Here is a 19,447-nt window from a genome sequence, read left to right as displayed (position 1 = left end):
ATTGCAAAATTACATACAATTTGTAGCAGAGATTGCTTATATTTGTAGCAAATGAAAAATATAGCAAAAAACATTCGTCATTTACGTCGGTTAAAAAAGTTAACTCAGGAGCAATTTGCTGAGGATTTATTAATTACAAGATCTAGGGTTTCTTCCTATGAAGAAGGTCGTTCTGAACCTCCAATAGAAACATTAATCAACTTCTCTAGTTATTTCAACTTACCTATAGATATATTGGTTAAAAATGATTTGACTTATGCTACCGATACCTCATTTATAGAAATTGGAAATCAACGTGTACTCTTTCCTATCGCAGTTGACAGTGCAAATGACAACATGATTGAAGTTGTTCCTACAGAAGCTTCCGCTGGATATTTATTAGGTTATGACGATCCTGAATATATCGAACAACTTCAAAAAATAAAACTTCCTTTTTTACCTACAGGAAAACACAGAGCGTTTCCTATTAAAGGAGATTCTATGCATCCTATGAAAGATGGTTCTTATGTTGTTGCGAATTTCGTAGAAGATATCACCGATGTTAAAGATGGTACTTCATATATCATCGTTACTAAAAATGATGGAATGACCTACAAACGTGTGTATAACAAAATAGAAGAAAGCAATTCTTTATTGCTTGTTCCTGATAATAAAAATTACGAATCGTATAATGTACCTATAACTGAAGTTGTAGAATTATGGGAATTTACTTGTAGTATTAATACCCAAGAATACGATGAAAAGGATTTAAAAATTAGTAGTATCGCTGCTATGCTTACCCAATTGGGTGTTGAATTAAAGTCTTTAGCTGAGTTGAAATAATTACTTGCTTTTTTGTGTTATATAAATGAATAAATCATAAAACTAAACACATGTTATACATAAAGCAGTCTTTTTTTAAAAACATAAGGCTTTTGATATTTTTAGTTGGATGCGTAGTACTTAGTTCTTGTAATAAGACTACCGACACTTATGAACAAACAATAAAACACGCTATACTTTCTCACGAATTTCAAGACTACTATAAAATCTGTAAAAGAAGAACTAGGATTTTTTACATATACCATAATCTAAGTTTAAAAAACGATCTATCGTTCATCATCAAAAATAGATGTAACCAAAGCATTAATTTTCTTAAGCTCAATTTTAAATTCGATATAAACACCTCACTAGAAAGGCAACATAAAGGCGTAGTTTTATATAAATACAAGTCCTTAAATAATATGACCGAATTAGGGTTTGTTGATTTAGAATCCAATGCTAATTTGATATTAAGGTATGATGGTAATCATAAACTAATCGAAAGAAAAACAGGTGTATTTTAATTATTAGGTATAACAATACAATCTACTTCTTTAAAAACTTCACTCATCAAAAAGAGCAATACACTCATTATCTGTTTTATTTTTTGTAATAAATATTGAGTTTTACTGAAACTTAAAAACGTTTGTTATGAAAAAAACAATACTCATTACTCTTCTCTTACTGAGTTGTAAAATATTTTCCCAAAATGTCCCTAAAATAGCAATAGAAAAAGACAAAGACCTCAAACTATCGGATCTTAAAATTAAAGTTAATATCACAGGTAACTCTGCTTTCACTACTTACGATATGACTTTTTACAATGGTCATAACAGAACATTAGAAGGAGAGTTAGCTTTTCCTTTAGGTCAAGGACAATCTGTATATAAACTTGCCATGGATTTAAATGGTTCGTTACGTGAAGCAGTAATTATTGAAAAAGAACTTGCCAGAGTAGCATATGAAACCACCGTTAGGCAAAATATCGATCCCGTACTATTAGAAAAAACAGCTGGTAATAATTACAAAGCAAGAGTTTATCCAATTTTTCCAAAAAGTCACAAAAGAGTTGTGTTAACTTATGAAGAGAAATTAACTCGTACTCACAATAACTTATTATATGAGCTACCTCTGGGGATAACCGATTCTATTAACAACTTTTCCGTTGATATTGAAGTAACAGACAATAGTTTTAAACCTATTGTTACCTGTAAATCAATTTCTAAGTTCAATATAAAAACTAACACTAAAACAACAAGAATTTCAACATCTCAACAAAATTTCATACCTAAAAACCCAATTAAAATAGTATTGACAAATACTAAAAACACTGTTGCAAATACATTTATTTACGAAGATTATTTCTACAGCAATATTGCGGTAAAAAGCGAACATAGAAAAAAGACAAAACCCACAAAAGTTAGTCTGCTTTGGGATGTATCATATTCTATGAAGTTCAAAAACTTAAAAAAGGAACTTCAACTTTTAGAAAACTACATCAACTATTTACAAAATGTAGAAATACATTTCATAACATTTAATAGCACTATCAATAAAAAGGAAAAATTTCAAATTTCTAACGGAAATTGGGAACAATTAAAAAGTACAATTACTTCATTAACTTATGATGGAGGAACGAATTTAGAGTCTTTAAAAAACCTCAAATTAGACGCCAATGAAGTATTACTTTTTACAGACGGATTAGCGAATCTAGGGGACTTAGAAAGTCTACATAAAAAAACAATCTATACTATAAATTCATTAACCTCTGCAAATCATTTTTATCTGAATACTATCGCAACAAAAAACGGAGGTATTTACATTAACCTAAGAAAACAAACAGATACATCAGCTCTTACATTATTACAGGAAGAAAGATTACAATTTCTAGGTTATAAAACTAATGATAAGATAAGTGAAGTATACCCAAAAGGTTCGGTTAATATAACTGATGATTTTGTAATTTCTGGAAGATTTAAATCCGCAACTCCAATTGAGTTGCAATTCGGATTTCAAGGACAGGTAAGTAAAACCATACCAATCAATCTCAATGATTCTAAAAAATCCAATCAAGTCAAAAGATTATGGGCTAAAGAAAAACTAAATCATCTCAATATTAAAAAGGAAAATAATAGAAACGAAATAATTTCTTTATCCAAACAATATCATTTAATTACAGATTATACATCAATGTTAATCTTAGATAGAATTGAAGATTATGTTCGCTACAAAATTGAACCTCCTAAAGAATTGAGAGCACAATACAAAAAAATGTTAGCTGCCCAGTTCGAATATGACAAAATTGAAAATCAAGATATTTTAGATAGAAAAGAAGAAATTTTTGAGGATTATGAAGATATCATCGAATGGCATAACAAACGTTTTTCATTCAAAAAGAAAAATCATAAAAATACAACTCGAGAAGTAACCAGTCGTGAAGTAACGAATAGAGTTCTCTACAACGAAACAAATACAGACAGAACAAACTCAAACATAAATACAACAAACAATAACAATACCTCAAATACATCAAACACAAATAGTCAAAATACGAGCTCTAATACACCAACCACCACTAATGAAAGCTCTACAAACTTAAATGTTGATTATTCTAAGAATGTTATTTCAGGTGTAATAAGTGATGAATCTGGACCATTACCTGGTGTTAGTGTTTTAATTAAAGGAACTACACAAGGAACAGAAACTGACTTTGATGGTAAATACGCTATTAATGCAAAAGCTGGTGACATTCTTATTTACTCTTTTGTAGGACTAAAAACTCAAGAAAAAGTAATTGGCGCATCTAATAATATTAATACACAATTGGAAAGTGATAACCTACTAGATGAAGTTGTTGTTGTTGGATATGGGACATCTGTTAGAAAAAGCATTACTAACACATCCGTTGCTATAGCACTTGCAGGAGAAGCATCTGGGATTAAGGTGAATAATTCAAATACAGAAGAAAAACCTATTAGAATAGGAGATATTGGAAACATTACAAATGAGCAACCATTATTTATACTAGATGGTAAAATTGTAAGTTCAAATCCAATAAGATCTTTGAAACCTTCAGAGGTTAGCAGTGTGCAAGTATACAAACCTGCCGAAGCAGTTAAAATATACGGCAGTAGAGCTGTAAATGGAGTTGTAATTTTTATCACAAAAAAAGGATTAGAAATAAATTCAGAAGAAATTGAATCTCTAAATAAACTTATTGAAGATAAAATTGAATTAAAAGCATGGGATAATAACACTCCTTATTTAGAAATTCTTAAAAAAGAAAACTCAATTGCAGCAGCATACCGTAAATACTTAAAAATAAGGTCTATTTATTCAAACAGCCCTATGTTTTTTATTGATGTAGCAGATTTTTTCGATAAAAAAGGATCTAGAAAATTAGCTATTCAAATATTGACAAATTTAATAGAAATTGATCTTGACAACTACGAACTCATCAAAGCTTTAGCCTATAAATTGGAATATTTTAAAGAATATGATTTAGCTAAAAAAATGTACAAAAAAGTTCTTGAATTAAGACCTGAAGAACCTCAATCTTACAGAGATTTAGCCTTAGCTTATGAATTTGCAGGTGATTATCAGAAAAGTTTTGATTTACTCTTCAAAATATACAACGGTGAGCTTCTATCAAAAGATACTGATGAACGGTTTTATGGAATTGAATCCATCGCTTTTGTTGAGCTTACAAGATTAGTAAACAAGCACGGAAATAAGTTAAAACTAAACAGGCATCAGAAAAAATTCTTTAAACCATTACCTGTAGATATAAGAATTGTTGTCGACTGGAATCATAACGATACTGATATTGATTTATGGGTAATTGATCCAAATAATGAGAAAGCATATTATAATAACAAAGAAACAACTATTGGTAGTTTCATGTCAGATGATATGACAGAAGGATATGGACCTGAACAATATATGCTAAAAAAAGCCATCAAAGGAAAATACAAAATTATGATCGATTACTTTGCTGATAATGTTCAAAAAATATCTGGACCAACAATATTGAAAGTATCCATGTACATGAACTACGGTAAAAGAAATGAAAAGAAAGAAACTCTTACTGTAAAACTAGATAAACAAGACGATTATATTGAAGTTGGAAGTTTGTTCTTCAAATAACTCTTAGAGTTATTAATATTTGTCAATAGGAAAAGATGTACTTCGGTACATCTTTTTGTTTTCTCTAACAATAGCTTACTTTTGTTGCTTTACCAATACTCTATGAAACTAGTTTTTGCAACCAACAATCAAAACAAATTAAAAGAAGTTCAGGAAATGCTACCTGAATCTATAGAATTATTATCTCTAAAAGAGATTGGTTGCTTCGAAGATATTGAGGAAACAGCTACTACTTTAGAAGGCAATGCACAAATCAAAGCAAACCATATTACGAATAACTATAATTTCAATTGTTTTGCAGATGATACTGGTTTGGAAGTTCATGCCTTAAACGGAGAACCTGGCGTATATTCTGCACGTTATGCAGGAGAGCCTGCAAATGCAGAAAATAATATGCAAAAATTACTTTCTAGCCTAGGTGAAACCGTTGATAGGAAAGCTCATTTTAGAACTTCAATCTGTTTAAACCTTGATGGCAAACAATTTCTTTTTGACGGAATTTGCAAAGGAGAAATTTTAACCGAAAAAAAAGGAGAAAAAGGATTTGGATATGATCCAATCTTTCAACCTGAAGGATACAACAAATCATTTGCGGAAATGAGTTCTGAGGCTAAAAATGAAATTAGCCATAGAGGATTAGCCATTCAAAAATTAATTGACTTTCTAAAAACATATCAGCCAACCAACTAAACTCTTCAAGTAAGATTGTATGGAAAAAAAACAAACATATACTAAATATTTTGTGGTATTAGGAGTCTTGTTACTCTTAACCGCCATGATTAATGTAAGTATAGGTTCTGTTTCCATTCCTCTAAAAGATATTATCAATAGTATTTTTGGTGGTACAGTTACCAAGGAAAGCTGGAATACTATTATCATAAATTACCGTTTACCAAAAACAATTACTGCCATTTTGGTAGGCTCAGGATTATCCTTGTGTGGTCTTTTAATGCAAACCTTATTTCGTAATCCACTAGCCGGACCATTTGTTTTGGGAATTTCTTCTGGAGCAAGTTTAGGAGTTGCTATTTTCTTATTAGGATCGGGTTTACTTGGTAATTATGTTGCTTACGCCACTATAACAAACTGGGGTTTACCTGCCGCTGCTAGTATTGGTTCTTTCTTTGTTTTATTTGCTGTAATTATTGCAGCTAAAAAAGTTAGAAATACAATGTCAATATTAATCATTGGATTGATGTTCGGCTCACTAGCTTCTGCACTAATTAGTGTACTTTCTTATTTTAGTGATGCTGAACAAATTAAAGAGTTTGCGTTCTGGAGCTTTGGAAGTTTAGGAAATTTAACTTGGTTAGAAATATGCATTCTATTAGGAATTTATGGAATCTCCTTCATTGGGGTACTTCTTTCCATAAAACCATTAAATAGTTTTCTTTTAGGAGAAAGTTATGCTAAAAGTTTAGGTATAAACACAAAGAAAAGTAGACAAATCATCTTGTTAATTACAAGTTTGTTAACGGGAAGTATTACTGCTTTTGCCGGACCTATTGCATTTGTCGGGTTAGCAGTTCCTCATATTACCAAGCTGATATTCAAAACCTCAAATCATAAAATTTTACTTCCTGCAGTAGCAATTGTCGGGGGAATTATTTTACTTATCTGTGATAGTATAGCGCAAATGCCAGGAAACGAATTTACGTTACCAATTAATGCAATTACTTCATTATTTGGAGCTCCTGTTGTAATTTGGTTATTAGTTAGAAAAAAGAAGATATACGTTTAATTCAAAAAGTAAATTATTTCAGAACATCATAAAAATATCGTTTTACAAACTCAAAATTTAGCTATTGGGTATCCTAATAAAAAGAGCAATAAGGTAATTATTGATGATATTAACATCAACATCAATAAAGGAAAGTTTATCGCTTTATTAGGGAAAAATGGTGCTGGAAAATCCACACTATTGAGAACCATAAGTAAAGTTCAGCATAAATTAGAAGGAGATATTTTTATCAATCAAAAAAACTTAAATGAGTACTCGCAACACGATTTAGCTAAAGTAATGAGTGTTGTGTTAACGGAACGTTTACCTCAAAGTCAGCTTACCGTTTTTGAAATCGTTGCTTTAGGTAGACAGCCTTACACAAATTGGCTTGATAAACTATCTCAAAAAGACATAAAAAAAATTCTTCACGCTTTAGAAATCACGGATGTTCTGCATTTGAAAGATAGACCTTTTTATAAGTTAAGTGATGGACAGTTACAACGAGTACTAATAGCTCGTGCTTTAGCTCAAGATACCGAATTAATTATTCTTGATGAGCCTACTGCTCATTTAGATATTCATCATACGTATAAGATATTTTCTTTACTACAAGAACTGGTTAAAACCACTAAAAAAACCATAATCATTTCAACACATGAGGTTAACTTAGCACTAAAACTTGCCGACTCTTTTGTGTTAATTGCTAATGAAAAACTTTACAGCGGAAACGCTGAAGAACTGATGAAACAAAACGCCTTCTCTTCATTATTCCCGAAAGAACTTATCAGTTTCAATAAAGAATTACAGCAATTTGTAATTAATAAAAACTAACCGTAATTCTTTTGATTTTATCTATTTAGTCAAAATACATTAAGTATCTTCGCAATTCAAGCCCAATTTTTATGAAAAGAATTATTTATACATCACTGTTATTGTCAGTTATAGGATGTGCTTCAAACAAAAGCTCAGCTCAAAAAAACAGTAGTAAAAAAGTAGAAAATGATCCTACGTACTACGCAGAAACAATTACAGCAAAAGATTTAGGAAACCATTTATTTGTTTATGCTTCAGATGAATTTGAAGGTCGTAATACAGGTGAACCTGGACAAAAGAAAGCCGTTAAATATCTAAAAGATTTTTACATTAATGAAGAAATTGCATCTCCATTAGGTGGTGATAATTATTTTCAAGATGTTCCTGCTTCTTTTTTCAAGAGAAGAAGAATGGGAATGAAATTAAAAGATTCTGAAAACGTATTGGCTTTTATAAAAGGTTCAGAAAAACCGGATGAAATTGTAGTAATTTCTGCTCACCTTGACCATATCGGATTTATGGATGAAGAAGTGTGTAATGGAGCAGATGATGATGGTTCTGGAACTGTTGCTGTTTTAGAAATTGCTCAAGCATTCAAAAAAGCCGCAGAAGATGGTAACGGACCAAAACGTTCTATATTATTTTTACATGTTACAGGTGAAGAAAAAGGTTTATTAGGATCTAAATATTATACTGATAATCCTATTTTCCCTCTAGAAAATACAGTTACTGATTTAAATATTGATATGATTGGTAGAATTGATGCTCGTCATAAAGGAAATCCTAATTATGTGTATTTAATTGGTTCTGATAAATTAAGTACTGAATTACATGAACTTTCTGAAGAAGTGAACAAAAAGTACATGAATATTGATTTAGATTATAAGTATAATGATGAAAATGATCCAAATCGTTTTTACTACCGTTCAGATCACTACAATTTTGCAAAGCACGGAATTCCTGTAATATTTTACTTTAACGGAACTCATGCAGATTACCACCGTCCTACTGATACTCCTGATAGAATTAATTATAATTTATTAGAGAACAGAACACGTTTGGTATTCTATACTGCTTGGGAAGTAGCAAACAGAGAAAATCGTTTAGTAGTAGACAAAAAAGCAAAGTAAACTACTAGAAACATATATTGAAAACTCGCTTTATTGCGAGTTTTTTTTATTTTTAACAGAAACTAATCAACTTATGGAGTTACTTATAAACCTATTCATTGGAATAATTGCTGTTTTTCATATTTACATTTTATGGTTTGAAATGTTTGCTTGGGAAACTCGCGGAAGAAAAGTTTTTAAACACTTTCCTGCTGAATTATTCCCAAAAACCAAAACCTTAGCAGCAAACCAAGGATTATACAACGGCTTTTTAGCAGCTGGATTAATCTGGACTTTTTTTATTGAAAATGTAGAATGGAAAACTAATGTTGCGATCTTCTTTCTAGGCTGTGTTGCTGTGGCAGGAATATACGGAGCTCTATCTGCTAGTAAGAAAATTTTCTTTGTTCAAGGATTACCTGCTATTATCGCTTTAATCTTAGTTTTATTAAGATAAAAACCGTCATTACGAAGTCTTTGAGACTGAAGTAATCTTTTCTTTTATCTAATTATAGAGATCGCTTCGTTCCTCGCGATGACTATACTACTTATTTATTGTTCGTAATCCTCTTTTTATAATATAAGCTGTTTCTTTCGTAGAAGATTCTTTTTCCCAACGATTGCAAACAGCTAAAACCCAATCTGGTTTCGATTTACTCGCATCGTTTAACCAATTTGCTACAGCATCTCTAACATATTTAGAATTATCAGATTTCAAAGGTTCTAAAAGCCCAATTCCTTTTTCTGGATTTTCTTGAAATTCTGCAATTTTCTTAGTCCAAACTCCAACGGGACGTAAAGATTCTACAGCATATCTCCTAATATTTTCATCGTCATCACTTGTCCATTTTGTTAGTATTGAAATTGCTCTATCCAAATCTTCAATCATTCTTTCTTTAGTTGCGAATATCACAACCTCTCTGACTCCAAAATGAGTATCGGCAGTATATTGTTGCATCACAGGTAATAAGGTTGAAACCTCATCATAATGCAAACTTTCCGCCCAACACGACCAACAACGCACTACATCTGAAGTATGATTTTTCAGAACTTTATATATTTCTTGATTTTGAGTTAATACTCCAAAATTCTGACCAATAACTTTTGTATTGCTATTTGCAGTTGGTTTTTTCTGTTGATTTACCGCAGCTTCAAAATCAGAAAACCATTCAAATTTTCCGATTTCACTAAGCACTAATTTTAATAAAGCTAATTGATCGATAGCAAGCCATTCCATTAAATTTTTAGTTTCAATCAATCCTTTATTCAAGTATTCAATAGCTTCAGGATTTAAATCTTTTGCGCTTCTTGCTCCTTTTCTATTTAATATATATTCTGGTATCATTTTTACGTAAAAAGAAGAGCAACTACAATAAGTTACCCTTTATATTTATTAGTTGAAAATATTATAAAATCGGCATACTAATATCTGCTACTAAATCTTCTGGAGCAGTATTTTCTGGGCTGTTATGATATATCTCTAATGGTGCTGCTTTCTTATTTTTCTTAAACTCTTTATTTCGTTCCATCATCATAATAGCTGTCCAAGCATTTCCGATATGATCATATGTTCCTTTATGACGAACAGTATGCATTTTCATTTTAGGCAATGAACCAAAAAAGAAATTCTCTGGCAAATTATCTGGTTTAGAATTTGTAGGAACACCCGCCACATAAACAATCTTATCTTTTAGAATATTAAACTTTTGATACTCAGAAAAAGGTAATCCTGAAGCTTCAATATTGTTCTTATTTATATATTCGTGTAAATCAGAAAAGTCTTTCGTCATTGCATCTCCTATTTTCGAAAATGGTGTTGATGTTTTGATTCCAATAAAATTACATCCTTCGAAATTAGTATCTCCAACAAACTCGAGAGCACTATCAATCTTTCCTTTTTCCAATTCTTCTTTAAGCATTTTAAGTCCACGGTCATAATCCATACCAACATAAATCTCCATGGCTTTTTTCATCCAAAACATAAAGAATGGTAAAGAACTATCCATTGTCCAATTCACCTTTGTTTCACTATCTTCTTCCTTAAAATTAAAAGCAACTTTTGCTTTCGATTTCCAAGGCTTTAAAAAAGTTAAATCATAATCAATTCGATTGTCATTCTCAGCTGTAACTTTCATTTCGCCACTACCTACTCTGTTTCCTTCCCATTTATAATACTTTCCATCGTCGGCATAGTTAATCGTAGCCTCAGGCTCACAAATTAACCAAGGCGACCAATTTTTCCAATTGTGAAAATCAGCTAAAAATTCTTTTATTTTTTGTTGAGGAGCATTAATGGTAATGCTTTTGGTAACATTCATTTTAGGCATGGTAGTAGAATTTAGTTTTTATAAAGTTATAAAAAAACTACATACCCTAAGTAAACTCTTATACACCAAACTGTGTTAAATGATGATCCAAATGTTTATAAAATAAATTATTCCATTCTTGTTTCGTAAGCTTTCCAAAAGAATGAGATTCTTTTCCATCAAAATAAGTTACGCCTAATTCCTGAGTTTTTAGAATATATTCTATTAAACGTTCCTTCTCAGTTTCAAAATCTCGTTCATCTGTTATTAAAAACTGCGGAGCAGTTCTTCCATTTTTAGGATAAGGTTTTTCTGAAACCACTTGTTTCTTTACCAATAACTTTAAGATAAATTTTGTGAATCCATTTGGTTTAGGATGTTTGTCAGTATACACTCCTTCATAAGAAACCGAACAATGTGCCAACATTTGAGCCACATTCATTTTTCCCCATTTCGGTTGTGTCTCTGCAGTTAGTGTATTAATTCTTCCTACAACTTCGTCTGTAACTTCTTTGGTGAAAATATTTTTCATTGGAATTCGGTTTGTATAGTTCTTGGTTAGTGTAATATTTTAAAAATTAATTCTTTCAAAATATCTCCTTGTGTTTGATTTGCTCCTACACCTTTACTCTTTACATCAGCATCTCTTAAAACACCTATGATTTGTGAAACTTTTCGCATCGGATAATTCCTTGCAGCAGTAACGTAATCATCAACAAAATATGGATTTACTCCTAACGCTCTTGCGACAGAAGCTTTGGATTTATCTTTCAATCCATGATATAATAGCATCTGTGTGAAAAAACTATTCAATAACGAAATGGTCATTACCAACGGATTACTCTTTGGGTTTTGACTAAAGTAAGTGATAATTCTATTCGCTTTAACAACATCTTTGTTTCCAACTGCTTTACGCAACTCAAAATTATTAAAGTCCTTAGATATTCCGATATTCTCTTCTACATGTTCTGGAGAAATTATAGTCTCTGCTGGTAAAACAGAAGTTAACTTATCCAATTCGTTACTTATTTTACTTAAGTCTGTACCTAAAAATTCAACTAGCATTTGACTTGCCTTAGGTTCTATCGAATATTTCTTCCCTCTTAAAACCTTTATAATCCAGTCACCAACCTGATTCTCATATAACTTCTTACTCTCGTAAATTAATCCGCTTTTAGCAATAGCTTTATAAACCTTTTTACGCTTATCAAGTTTCTTATACTTATAGTTAAAAACTAAAATAGTTGAAGGCTGAGGATTGGCTGCATAACTCTCTAACTTATCAATTGTTCTACTCAAATCTTGAGCTTCTTTAACAATTATAACTTGATGATCTGCCATCATAGGAAATCGCTTCGCAGAAGAAACAATTTCATCTACAGATACATCTCTTCCATACATTACAATTTGATTAAATCCTTTTTCAGACTCATCTAAAACTGAATCCTCAATAAAATCAGAAATCTTATCAATATAGTAAGGCTCCTCTCCCATTAAAAAATAAATAGGTTTTAGTTTACCTTGCTTAATATCATCAACAATTAACTTAACGTCGTTCATTAACTAACGAATTTTACTTTTATATTTTTTGAAATTATATATTCCCCAAAACATCATAATCAATTCAAGAAATGCTCCAATCAAAAACTGTTTGGAAATACCATCTGCAAAAGTGCTAATAATTCTTCCAGATGCCAAACCTCCCATGAAAAGTATATTTGAAAGTGTTGCAGCTTCCCAAAAACGACTTTTAACAATTCCAACAATCCAAAAAACACCAAAGAAAATATACAAGCCCATAATGGCTCTAAATATATTTTTCAAGTCTATAGCCGTTACTTCAAAACCAAATACTGCTGGTAAAATCTCACTAGGATTAAAACCATAAACAAAACTCACAGCAATAACCACAATAGCAGAAATTAGTAACTGAAGATTTTTCATTTTTACTCGAGTATTCAAAAAGTGAAATTGATTACATTTGGTCGATGGAAAAACTGAATTTACCTTCGTATCCTTTCAGAATCAAAAATAACGAAAAACACTATCTAATTTTTGATGAAGTTCGAAAAAAACATATCGTTCTTACACCAGAAGAATGGGTTCGACAGCATTATATCCATTTCCTCCTCAAAGAGAAGAATTATCCAATATCTCTAGTTGCCGTTGAAAAACAGTTCACCATAAACAACTTAAAAAAACGCACCGATATTTTAGTTTTTTCTCCTGAAGGAACACCAGATATTATCGTTGAATGTAAAGCTCCACATATTAAAATCACACAAGATACATTCGATCAAATAGCGCGATATAATTTAAAACTAAATGCAAACTACTTAATTGTTACCAACGGTTTAGAGCATTATTACTGTAAACTAGACCCTGATAACGAAACTTATGTTTTTTTAAAAGAGATTCCTTCTTATAAAATTTAATAGTTCTTTACATTTTAAAGTCATATTATTAGTGTAAGTTTGCCAACTTGAAAACTGCTGTAGTCATATTAAATTGGAACGGTAAGCAATTACTAGAACAGTTTCTTCCTTCTATTGTAAATTATAGTGATGGAAATACTGAAGTTTATGTTGCTGATAATGCTTCTACCGACGATTCAATTGCTTTTGTAAAAGCGAATTTTCCTTCAGTAAAAATTGTTATAAACGAAGAAAATGGTGGATACGCCAAAGGATATAACGATGCTTTACAGCATATAGATGCGGATATTTATTGCTTGATAAACTCAGATATTGAAGTTACACCAAATTGGTTACCTCCAATTATTGAGGTTTTTGAAAATGAATCAAATACAGCAATTATCCAGCCTAAATTATTAGACTTTAAAGACAAGGAAAAATTCGAATATGCTGGAGCTGGTGGTGGTTTTGTAGATTATTTCGGATATCCATATTGTCGTGGACGTGTTTTTAATTATCTAGAAAAAGATAACGGACAATTCGATGATATTACCCAAATTTTTTGGGCTTCAGGAGCTTGTTTCTTTATACGCAGTGAAGTTTTCCATAAGTTAAATGGGTTTGACGAACATTACTTTGCACACCAAGAAGAAATAGATTTATGCTGGAGATCTCAAAATGAAGGTTACGATGTAAAATATGTAGGGACTTCAACAGTTTATCATGTTGGTGGAGCAACTTTACAAGAATCTAACCCAAGAAAAACATTCTTAAATTTTAGAAATAGTTTGTTTACTATTCTTAAAAACGTTCCTAGAAAACATGTCATTCTTGTGATTTTTATTCGTTTGATTTTAGATGGAATAGCAGGATTAAAATTTGCGGTAGAGTTACGTCCAGTTCATACTTGGTCAGTATTGAAAGCTCACCTAAGCTTTTATAAAAACCTGAGAAAATTCATTAAAAAACGAAGACAAATTCAACGTAAGCTAAGTTATAGTGTTCATACATCTGTGGTTTGGCAACATTTCGTTTTAGGAAAAACAGAATTTAAAAAACTCCAATAAAAGAATTTAATTTAAAAACAAACGTCATTCCGATGAGGGAACGAATAAGTAATCTTTCTTTTTTAATCCCAAATTAAGTTCAGGATATACAGATTGCTTCACTCCATTCCATTTCGTTCGCAATGACGTAAGTTTATTTCTTATATGTTAGCTTATCTCACAGAAATATAAATCGGAACTTTCGTATCCTCTGTTGGCACCACATTTTCAGGATAAATTTCAAAATCAGCTTTATATTCTCGATTTAGTTCTGACTGCCAAATTTCCATCCATTTATTGTAAACGATATTATCATTCAACTTTCCTTCAGCAGTAAATTCTTGATAAGATGTTTCAGGAATTTCTAATGCTGACATCTCAGAAGGCACTTCATTTAAATTATAAACTTTACAACCGATAATCATGTCGTAAGCTCCAGTGTAATCACTCTCATAATTTGTGTAAATAGCATACACATCATTATTCTCTTTATTTGGGATTTTCTCAAATATATTGTTAGTCATAAATTGTTCCCAAAGTGCCGGAATATCTTTAGCTGCTTGCATATTTTCATTTGTAGTTCTTACTTTAATTCCAATTACTTGGAATGAATTCATTCGTGTTGTTTTCATTATCATTATTTTTAATTACAACACAAAATTATTGAGCAACTATGTCAACGGTTTGTCAGGGGTGTTTGAGATTTTTTTGACACACTCTTCGAAATACTCTTGTAGGGTCATTTCATGTGGAGGAAAGTGCTCATGAAGTAAGGTTATACTTTCAATATAATCAATTCGAAAAACTCTAAAGTTCTTTCTTAATCTACAATAAGCAACTAATAGCCAATTTTCATTTGTGCTGTACAATGCAAAAGGTTCAATTACTCTTTTTGTAAACTCTCCTCCTATTGAATTATAAGCAATCTGAGTGAGTTGAAAGTTTGTAATCGCTGATTGAATCTTAGCTAAATTTGTACTAGTAATTTCATTTTTCGGGTTGTATCGAAAAGCAATTCTCTCTGACAATAAATCAATTTTCTCTTTCTGAGATGAACGAAAAACAGATTTAATTTTTGTGATGGCACTTTGATAGTTTTCCACCAAAGACTTATCCTTATTCTTACTGATTAAATGTTCAGCTGTAATTAAAGCATTCGCCTCTTCTTCTGAAAACATAACAGGAGGCAAGTTATAACCTTCCATAAGAGAATATCCTTTCCCTTCTTCTGTGAATACTGGAATTCCAGAAGCTTCTAAAGTTCTAATATCTCTATAAATTGTTCTTACACTTACGTTATATTTTGCTGCTAAATCTGTTGCCGTTACTATCTTTTTAGCTTGTAGTTGAGTTAAGATTGCGGTAAGTCTGGATATACGAGGTTTATTCTTCATTTACAACCAATTCATTATCCTTGTAGATATAATTTAGTAGAAAAAACACAGCTATACCACCAAATGTATGCCATAACCAATGTGTTCCCATTGGTAAAATAGGTTCTAAATCTCCTTTTACTACAAGATTATCCAAAGTTCTAAACGTTACTGCTAGCGCAAAAATTAAGAATCCGATTAAAATGAATTTTGCGTTTTTCCACTTGGTTAAATACGCATACCAAATAAATGGTCCCACTACGGTTAAAGCTGTTATAAAATAACCAAAAGAAATGCGATACGTATTGGGTATCGGAAGCATTCTAGGAAGGATTGATAAAGCAAGAATTCCTAGAACCAATAAAATTCTCTCCCACCACACTTTCCTTATCTTTCCAATGAAATAAATAATTCCACCTAAACAAACAATCATTATTGGAAGCCAATCTAAAACTAACCAAAACTCATGACTTCTTGTTCCGTGAAACATGGTTCCTCCGATCCAACTAATGAAAATTACAGGAATTGCAAATAAGAAAAACGGATGTTGTTTTGGAGTTTTATAAATCTTTCGTCCGAAGTAAATTAAAATTGCGATAAAAATTAAGTTACTAAACGTATTAAAAGGTTCGACAGGTAATCTTCCTTCTATCGTTTCTTGATATATAGGTCCACTATCGTTAGGAAATTTTAATAATAATCTAAATAACATCAATACTTCCTTTTCCTTCTCTTATAATTTCTGGTTCATCTTGAGTTAAGTCGATTACTGTTGACGCTTGATTATCTCCGTAACCTCCATCAATTACAAGATCAACAATATTTTGCCACTTCTCAAAAATTAATTCTGGATCCGTAGTGTATTCAATAACTTCATCTTCATCATGAATAGAAGTAGATACAATAGGATTTCCTAATTGTTCAACTATGGTTCTAGCAATATTATTATCAGGAATACGAATTCCGACTGTTTTCCTTTTTTTAAAGGCTTTTGGCAAGTTTGTACTACCTGGTAACACAAAAGTGTACGGACCCGGTAAAGCACGTCTTAAAATCTTATAAACCGGTGTTGCGATTTGTTTCACGTAATCTGACAAATGGCTCAAATCATTACAAACGAATGAAAAATTAGCTTTCTCTAACTTAACACCTTTGATTTTAGCGACTTTTTCAAGAGCTTTTGTATTTGTAATATCGCATCCTAACCCATATACAGTATCTGTTGGATATATTACCAAACCACCGGACTGTAATACTTTTACCACCTTTTCAATCTCTCGCGGGTTTGGATTTTCGTTATAAATTTTAATAAACTGTGCCATCTTTCTTTGCTGGATATTAAAAATAAAAAAACTTCCAACAAAATGCTGGAAGTTTTTTTAATATTTTCAAGTAGTTATGCTTCGTTCTCGATAAGTCTGAAACCTTCTCCATGGATATTTAAAATTTCAACTTGTTCGTCTAGTTTTAAATACTTTCTTAGTTTGGCTATATATACATCCATACTACGAGATGTAAAGTAGTTATCGTCTCTCCATATTTTTGTTAATGCTAATTCTCTTGGCATTAAATCATTCTTATGAATAGCTAACATTCTTAATAACTTGCTTTCTTTTGGAGATAATTTTTGGGGATCGTCTCCATTAAAAGAAAGGTGTCGTAATTTAGAATTGAATGCGAATTTTCCGATTGTAAATTCAAACTGATCATCATCTTTAGATTTTTCAGTTTCTTTACGTTGCAAAATTGCTTTAATCTTGTGTAATAAAACTTCAGAATCAAAAGGCTTATTCAAATAGTCATCTGCTCCAACTTGATACCCTTTTAATACATCTTCTTTTAACGTTTTAGCTGTTAAAAAAATAATTGGCACTTCTTTATTTGTCGACCTAATGTCTTCAGCTAAAGAAAAACCATCTTTTCTTGGCATCATAACGTCTAATATGCATAAATCGTACTCAGAATTTTTAAACATAATTAAACCTTCAATACCATCTTTAGCATGTGTAACGTTATAATCGTTCAATGCTAAATAATCTTTTAAGACTGTTCCAAAATTTGGATCGTCTTCTACTAATAGAATTTTTCTAGTTCCCATTTTATGTACCCTTCAAATTTATATTAATGGTAATTTTACTGTAAACGTACTTCCTTTCCCTTTTTCACTTTCCACGTAAACGGTTCCGTGATGGTTGTCTACAATTTCCTTCACATATGCTAATCCTAGTCCATGACCTTTAACATTGTGAATATTTCCTTTATGTTCTCTATAAAACTTATTGAAAACATATTTTTGAGCATTTTTGCTCATTCCTATTCCTTCATCCTTAACCTTAAAAATGAAGAATTTGTTTGTATTCTCTGTATACACATTTATTTTCGGAGCTTCATCTGAATATTTAATTGCGTTTTCTAACATGTTTACAATTACATTCGTTAAATGAAACTTATTTCCTAAAACCTCAGACGATATTGCATTAAACTGAACATCAATAGTTCCTTGTTTATCTGAAACTAATAAACTCACATGATCAATAGCCTCCTCTATTATGTCGTGAGCTTCTACAGCTTCTTTCGTAATATCGATCTGATTTTTTTCTAATTTCGATATTCTAAGAACATTTTCTACCTGTCCATGCATACGTTTGTTCTCGTCTCTAATCATTTGAACATAACGTCTCACTTTATCTTCATCTCTAATAATTTTCGGGTTTTTAATAGCATCTAAAGCTAAATTAATAGTCGCAATAGGTGTTTTAAACTCATGCGTCATGTTATTGATAAAATCTGTTTTAATCTCAGAGATTTTCTTTTGACGTATTAACTGATATAATGATGTTGAAAATGCCGCAATAATTATTCCAATAAATAATAATGATATAAGCAATGCTTTAATCATACCGGATAACAAACTTTTTCTTTCATCGGGAAACGAAACGTACAATTTGTAATTACTGTTACCGTTATCGTCTTCAAACAGAGGATAAAAATAATTATCGTGTTCATCAATTTTAAAATACCCTGATTTAATTGGTGTAGCTAAACCTCCTTCATATACACCAAATTTAAATTTCTGACGAATATTCATTTTTGATAATTCGTCCTTTAAGGTATTATTCAATTCTCTACTACTAATTCTTTTATGAATTGGAGTAAACTTTTTATTTTGACTAAATAAGTATTCAAACTGTTCTTTTTCCCAACTAGGATAAGTCATATATCTTGAATAGCTATTTTCATCTGTAAACGTTTTAAACTTACTGTCTTCTGCCCCAAACGTTTTAGTATATAAAAAATCTTCTTTTCCTGTAAATCTTTTAATGATAACTGTATCGTTTCCAACAAAGTCAACAGGAATTTTAAAATTCTCCTCTAAAATAGTAGCTCCAAAAGTGAACTTTTGCTTGCTTACCGTATCTATTTGTTGAAATAAATAATTCTTTATTTCTGCATTAGATCTGGCCTTATTATTTTCAAAGAACGACCTGTGTCTATCCACAAATTCATCGTACTCTCTCTTTTTGATCCTTTCAGATGTTTTAGCGAGTGCGATTGTTACATTATTTTCAAACTCTAATTGCTTGCTTTTCACAGCATCTTTAACCCAATACAGTTGAACAGCAATGATTCCGATCAACGAAATACTCATTAAAACCACAATTAGAATAAAAATTCTCCTTCCCATTATTCAAATGTACTTTTTTAAGCCAAAGGTA

General features: G+C 31.0%; 20 protein-coding genes. 9 read left to right on the top strand and 11 right to left on the bottom strand.

Annotated features, from left to right (window positions below; translation table 11 throughout):
• The first annotated feature begins 51 nt into the window (after positions 1-51).
• The 7 genes from ABNT61_RS17470 (at position 52) to ABNT61_RS17440 (ending at position 9,049) form a co-directional block, all read left to right on the top strand.
• Complete coding sequence (locus ABNT61_RS17470; RefSeq protein ID WP_348744153.1) at positions 52-822, top strand: LexA family transcriptional regulator; 771 nt, start codon at positions 52-54, stop codon at positions 820-822.
• A 630-nt stretch (positions 823-1,452) separates the two neighbouring features.
• On the top strand, positions 1,453-4,947 hold the full coding sequence (locus ABNT61_RS17465) for a VIT domain-containing protein (RefSeq protein WP_348744152.1): 3,495 nt from the start codon (positions 1,453-1,455) through the stop codon (positions 4,945-4,947).
• A 102-nt stretch (positions 4,948-5,049) separates the two neighbouring features.
• The gene (locus ABNT61_RS17460; protein WP_348744151.1) at positions 5,050-5,637 is read left to right on the top strand and encodes a non-canonical purine NTP diphosphatase; all 588 of its coding nucleotides are present in this window, start codon (positions 5,050-5,052) and stop codon (positions 5,635-5,637) included.
• A gap of 19 nt (positions 5,638-5,656) precedes the next feature.
• A complete protein-coding gene (locus tag ABNT61_RS17455) occupies positions 5,657-6,688 on the top strand; it encodes an iron ABC transporter permease (RefSeq protein ID WP_348744150.1) in 1,032 nt (343 codons plus the stop codon).
• 12 nt (positions 6,689-6,700) lie between these two features.
• On the top strand, positions 6,701-7,501 hold the full coding sequence (locus tag ABNT61_RS17450) for an ABC transporter ATP-binding protein (RefSeq protein ID WP_348713675.1): 801 nt from the start codon (positions 6,701-6,703) through the stop codon (positions 7,499-7,501).
• A 71-nt stretch (positions 7,502-7,572) separates the two neighbouring features.
• Complete coding sequence (locus ABNT61_RS17445; RefSeq protein ID WP_348744149.1) at positions 7,573-8,613, top strand: M28 family metallopeptidase; 1,041 nt, start codon at positions 7,573-7,575, stop codon at positions 8,611-8,613.
• A gap of 73 nt (positions 8,614-8,686) precedes the next feature.
• Entirely contained in the window at positions 8,687-9,049 is a 363-nt protein-coding gene (locus tag ABNT61_RS17440; protein WP_348744148.1) for a DUF1304 domain-containing protein, read from the top strand.
• Between the two features lie 87 nt (positions 9,050-9,136).
• Here ABNT61_RS17440 and ABNT61_RS17435 read toward each other — a convergent pair whose 3' ends face one another.
• The 5 genes from ABNT61_RS17435 to ABNT61_RS17415 all read right to left on the bottom strand — a co-directional run bounded on the left by ABNT61_RS17435 (position 9,137) and on the right by ABNT61_RS17415 (position 12,842).
• Positions 9,137-9,937 (bottom strand): DNA alkylation repair protein, encoded by an 801-nt coding sequence (locus tag ABNT61_RS17435; RefSeq protein WP_348744147.1) that lies wholly within the window; start codon positions 9,935-9,937, stop codon positions 9,137-9,139.
• Positions 9,938-9,998: 61 nt separating this feature from the next.
• Positions 9,999-10,919 carry an SRPBCC family protein gene (locus ABNT61_RS17430; protein ID WP_348744146.1) on the bottom strand — a complete coding sequence of 307 codons (921 nt, stop codon included), beginning with the start codon at positions 10,917-10,919 and terminating at the stop codon, positions 9,999-10,001.
• A gap of 58 nt (positions 10,920-10,977) precedes the next feature.
• Entirely contained in the window at positions 10,978-11,430 is a 453-nt protein-coding gene (locus tag ABNT61_RS17425; RefSeq protein WP_348744145.1) for a DUF1569 domain-containing protein, read from the bottom strand.
• Positions 11,431-11,456: 26 nt separating this feature from the next.
• Positions 11,457-12,458, bottom strand: a complete 1,002-nt coding sequence (gene holA / locus ABNT61_RS17420; RefSeq protein ID WP_348744144.1) for a DNA polymerase III subunit delta — start codon at positions 12,456-12,458, stop codon at positions 11,457-11,459.
• Positions 12,459-12,461: 3 nt separating this feature from the next.
• The gene (locus ABNT61_RS17415; RefSeq protein ID WP_348744143.1) at positions 12,462-12,842 is read right to left on the bottom strand and encodes a DUF4345 domain-containing protein; all 381 of its coding nucleotides are present in this window, start codon (positions 12,840-12,842) and stop codon (positions 12,462-12,464) included.
• A gap of 44 nt (positions 12,843-12,886) precedes the next feature.
• Between ABNT61_RS17415 and ABNT61_RS17410 the strand changes: the two genes are divergently transcribed.
• Positions 12,887-13,333, top strand: coding sequence for a type I restriction enzyme HsdR N-terminal domain-containing protein (locus ABNT61_RS17410; RefSeq protein WP_348744142.1), 447 nt, complete (start codon positions 12,887-12,889; stop codon positions 13,331-13,333).
• Positions 13,334-13,380: 47 nt separating this feature from the next.
• The gene (locus tag ABNT61_RS17405; protein ID WP_348744141.1) at positions 13,381-14,379 is read left to right on the top strand and encodes a glycosyltransferase family 2 protein; all 999 of its coding nucleotides are present in this window, start codon (positions 13,381-13,383) and stop codon (positions 14,377-14,379) included.
• A 152-nt stretch (positions 14,380-14,531) separates the two neighbouring features.
• On the opposite strand, the gene ABNT61_RS17400 is transcribed toward ABNT61_RS17405, so the two are convergent.
• The 6 genes from ABNT61_RS17400 to ABNT61_RS17375 all read right to left on the bottom strand — a co-directional run bounded on the left by ABNT61_RS17400 (position 14,532) and on the right by ABNT61_RS17375 (position 19,416).
• Positions 14,532-14,990, bottom strand: coding sequence for a GyrI-like domain-containing protein (locus ABNT61_RS17400; RefSeq protein WP_348744140.1), 459 nt, complete (start codon positions 14,988-14,990; stop codon positions 14,532-14,534).
• Positions 14,991-15,029: 39 nt separating this feature from the next.
• Positions 15,030-15,752, bottom strand: coding sequence for a YafY family protein (locus ABNT61_RS17395; protein WP_348744139.1), 723 nt, complete (start codon positions 15,750-15,752; stop codon positions 15,030-15,032).
• On the bottom strand, positions 15,742-16,443 hold the full coding sequence (locus tag ABNT61_RS17390) for a ceramidase domain-containing protein (RefSeq protein WP_348744138.1): 702 nt from the start codon (positions 16,441-16,443) through the stop codon (positions 15,742-15,744). The genes ABNT61_RS17395 and ABNT61_RS17390 overlap by 11 nt, the downstream gene beginning before the upstream one ends.
• Entirely contained in the window at positions 16,433-17,053 is a 621-nt protein-coding gene (locus ABNT61_RS17385) for an L-threonylcarbamoyladenylate synthase (protein ID WP_348722181.1), read from the bottom strand. The genes ABNT61_RS17390 and ABNT61_RS17385 overlap by 11 nt, the downstream gene beginning before the upstream one ends.
• A gap of 74 nt (positions 17,054-17,127) precedes the next feature.
• Positions 17,128-17,829, bottom strand: coding sequence for a response regulator transcription factor (locus ABNT61_RS17380; protein ID WP_100925301.1), 702 nt, complete (start codon positions 17,827-17,829; stop codon positions 17,128-17,130).
• An 18-nt stretch (positions 17,830-17,847) separates the two neighbouring features.
• On the bottom strand, positions 17,848-19,416 hold the full coding sequence (locus tag ABNT61_RS17375) for a HAMP domain-containing sensor histidine kinase (protein ID WP_348744137.1): 1,569 nt from the start codon (positions 19,414-19,416) through the stop codon (positions 17,848-17,850).
• Positions 19,417-19,447 lie beyond the last annotated feature (31 nt).

Source organism: Tenacibaculum sp. 190524A05c (genome assembly GCF_964036595.1).
GTDB classification, from domain to species: domain Bacteria; phylum Bacteroidota; class Bacteroidia; order Flavobacteriales; family Flavobacteriaceae; genus Polaribacter; species Polaribacter platacis.
The sequence above is the reverse complement of the archived record's forward strand: the minus strand, read 5'-3'. Positions and strand labels throughout refer to the sequence as shown.

Coding starts and splice junctions, on each gene's coding strand:
- ABNT61_RS17470 (WP_348744153.1), top strand. CDS start 52: ATGAAAAATATAGCAAAAAACATTCGTCATTTACGTCGGTTAAAAAAG.
- ABNT61_RS17465 (WP_348744152.1), top strand. CDS start 1,453: ATGAAAAAAACAATACTCATTACTCTTCTCTTACTGAGTTGTAAAATA.
- ABNT61_RS17460 (WP_348744151.1), top strand. CDS start 5,050: ATGAAACTAGTTTTTGCAACCAACAATCAAAACAAATTAAAAGAAGTT.
- ABNT61_RS17455 (WP_348744150.1), top strand. CDS start 5,657: ATGGAAAAAAAACAAACATATACTAAATATTTTGTGGTATTAGGAGTC.
- ABNT61_RS17445 (WP_348744149.1), top strand. CDS start 7,573: ATGAAAAGAATTATTTATACATCACTGTTATTGTCAGTTATAGGATGT.
- ABNT61_RS17440 (WP_348744148.1), top strand. CDS start 8,687: ATGGAGTTACTTATAAACCTATTCATTGGAATAATTGCTGTTTTTCAT.
- ABNT61_RS17435 (WP_348744147.1), bottom strand. CDS start 9,937: ATGATACCAGAATATATATTAAATAGAAAAGGAGCAAGAAGCGCAAAA.
- ABNT61_RS17430 (WP_348744146.1), bottom strand. CDS start 10,919: ATGCCTAAAATGAATGTTACCAAAAGCATTACCATTAATGCTCCTCAA.
- ABNT61_RS17425 (WP_348744145.1), bottom strand. CDS start 11,430: ATGAAAAATATTTTCACCAAAGAAGTTACAGACGAAGTTGTAGGAAGA.
- holA (WP_348744144.1), bottom strand. CDS start 12,458: ATGAACGACGTTAAGTTAATTGTTGATGATATTAAGCAAGGTAAACTA.
- ABNT61_RS17415 (WP_348744143.1), bottom strand. CDS start 12,842: ATGAAAAATCTTCAGTTACTAATTTCTGCTATTGTGGTTATTGCTGTG.
- ABNT61_RS17410 (WP_348744142.1), top strand. CDS start 12,887: ATGGAAAAACTGAATTTACCTTCGTATCCTTTCAGAATCAAAAATAAC.
- ABNT61_RS17400 (WP_348744140.1), bottom strand. CDS start 14,990: ATGAAAACAACACGAATGAATTCATTCCAAGTAATTGGAATTAAAGTA.
- ABNT61_RS17395 (WP_348744139.1), bottom strand. CDS start 15,752: ATGAAGAATAAACCTCGTATATCCAGACTTACCGCAATCTTAACTCAA.
- ABNT61_RS17390 (WP_348744138.1), bottom strand. CDS start 16,443: ATGTTATTTAGATTATTATTAAAATTTCCTAACGATAGTGGACCTATA.
- ABNT61_RS17385 (WP_348722181.1), bottom strand. CDS start 17,053: ATGGCACAGTTTATTAAAATTTATAACGAAAATCCAAACCCGCGAGAG.
- ABNT61_RS17380 (WP_100925301.1), bottom strand. CDS start 17,829: ATGGGAACTAGAAAAATTCTATTAGTAGAAGACGATCCAAATTTTGGA.
- ABNT61_RS17375 (WP_348744137.1), bottom strand. CDS start 19,416: ATGGGAAGGAGAATTTTTATTCTAATTGTGGTTTTAATGAGTATTTCG.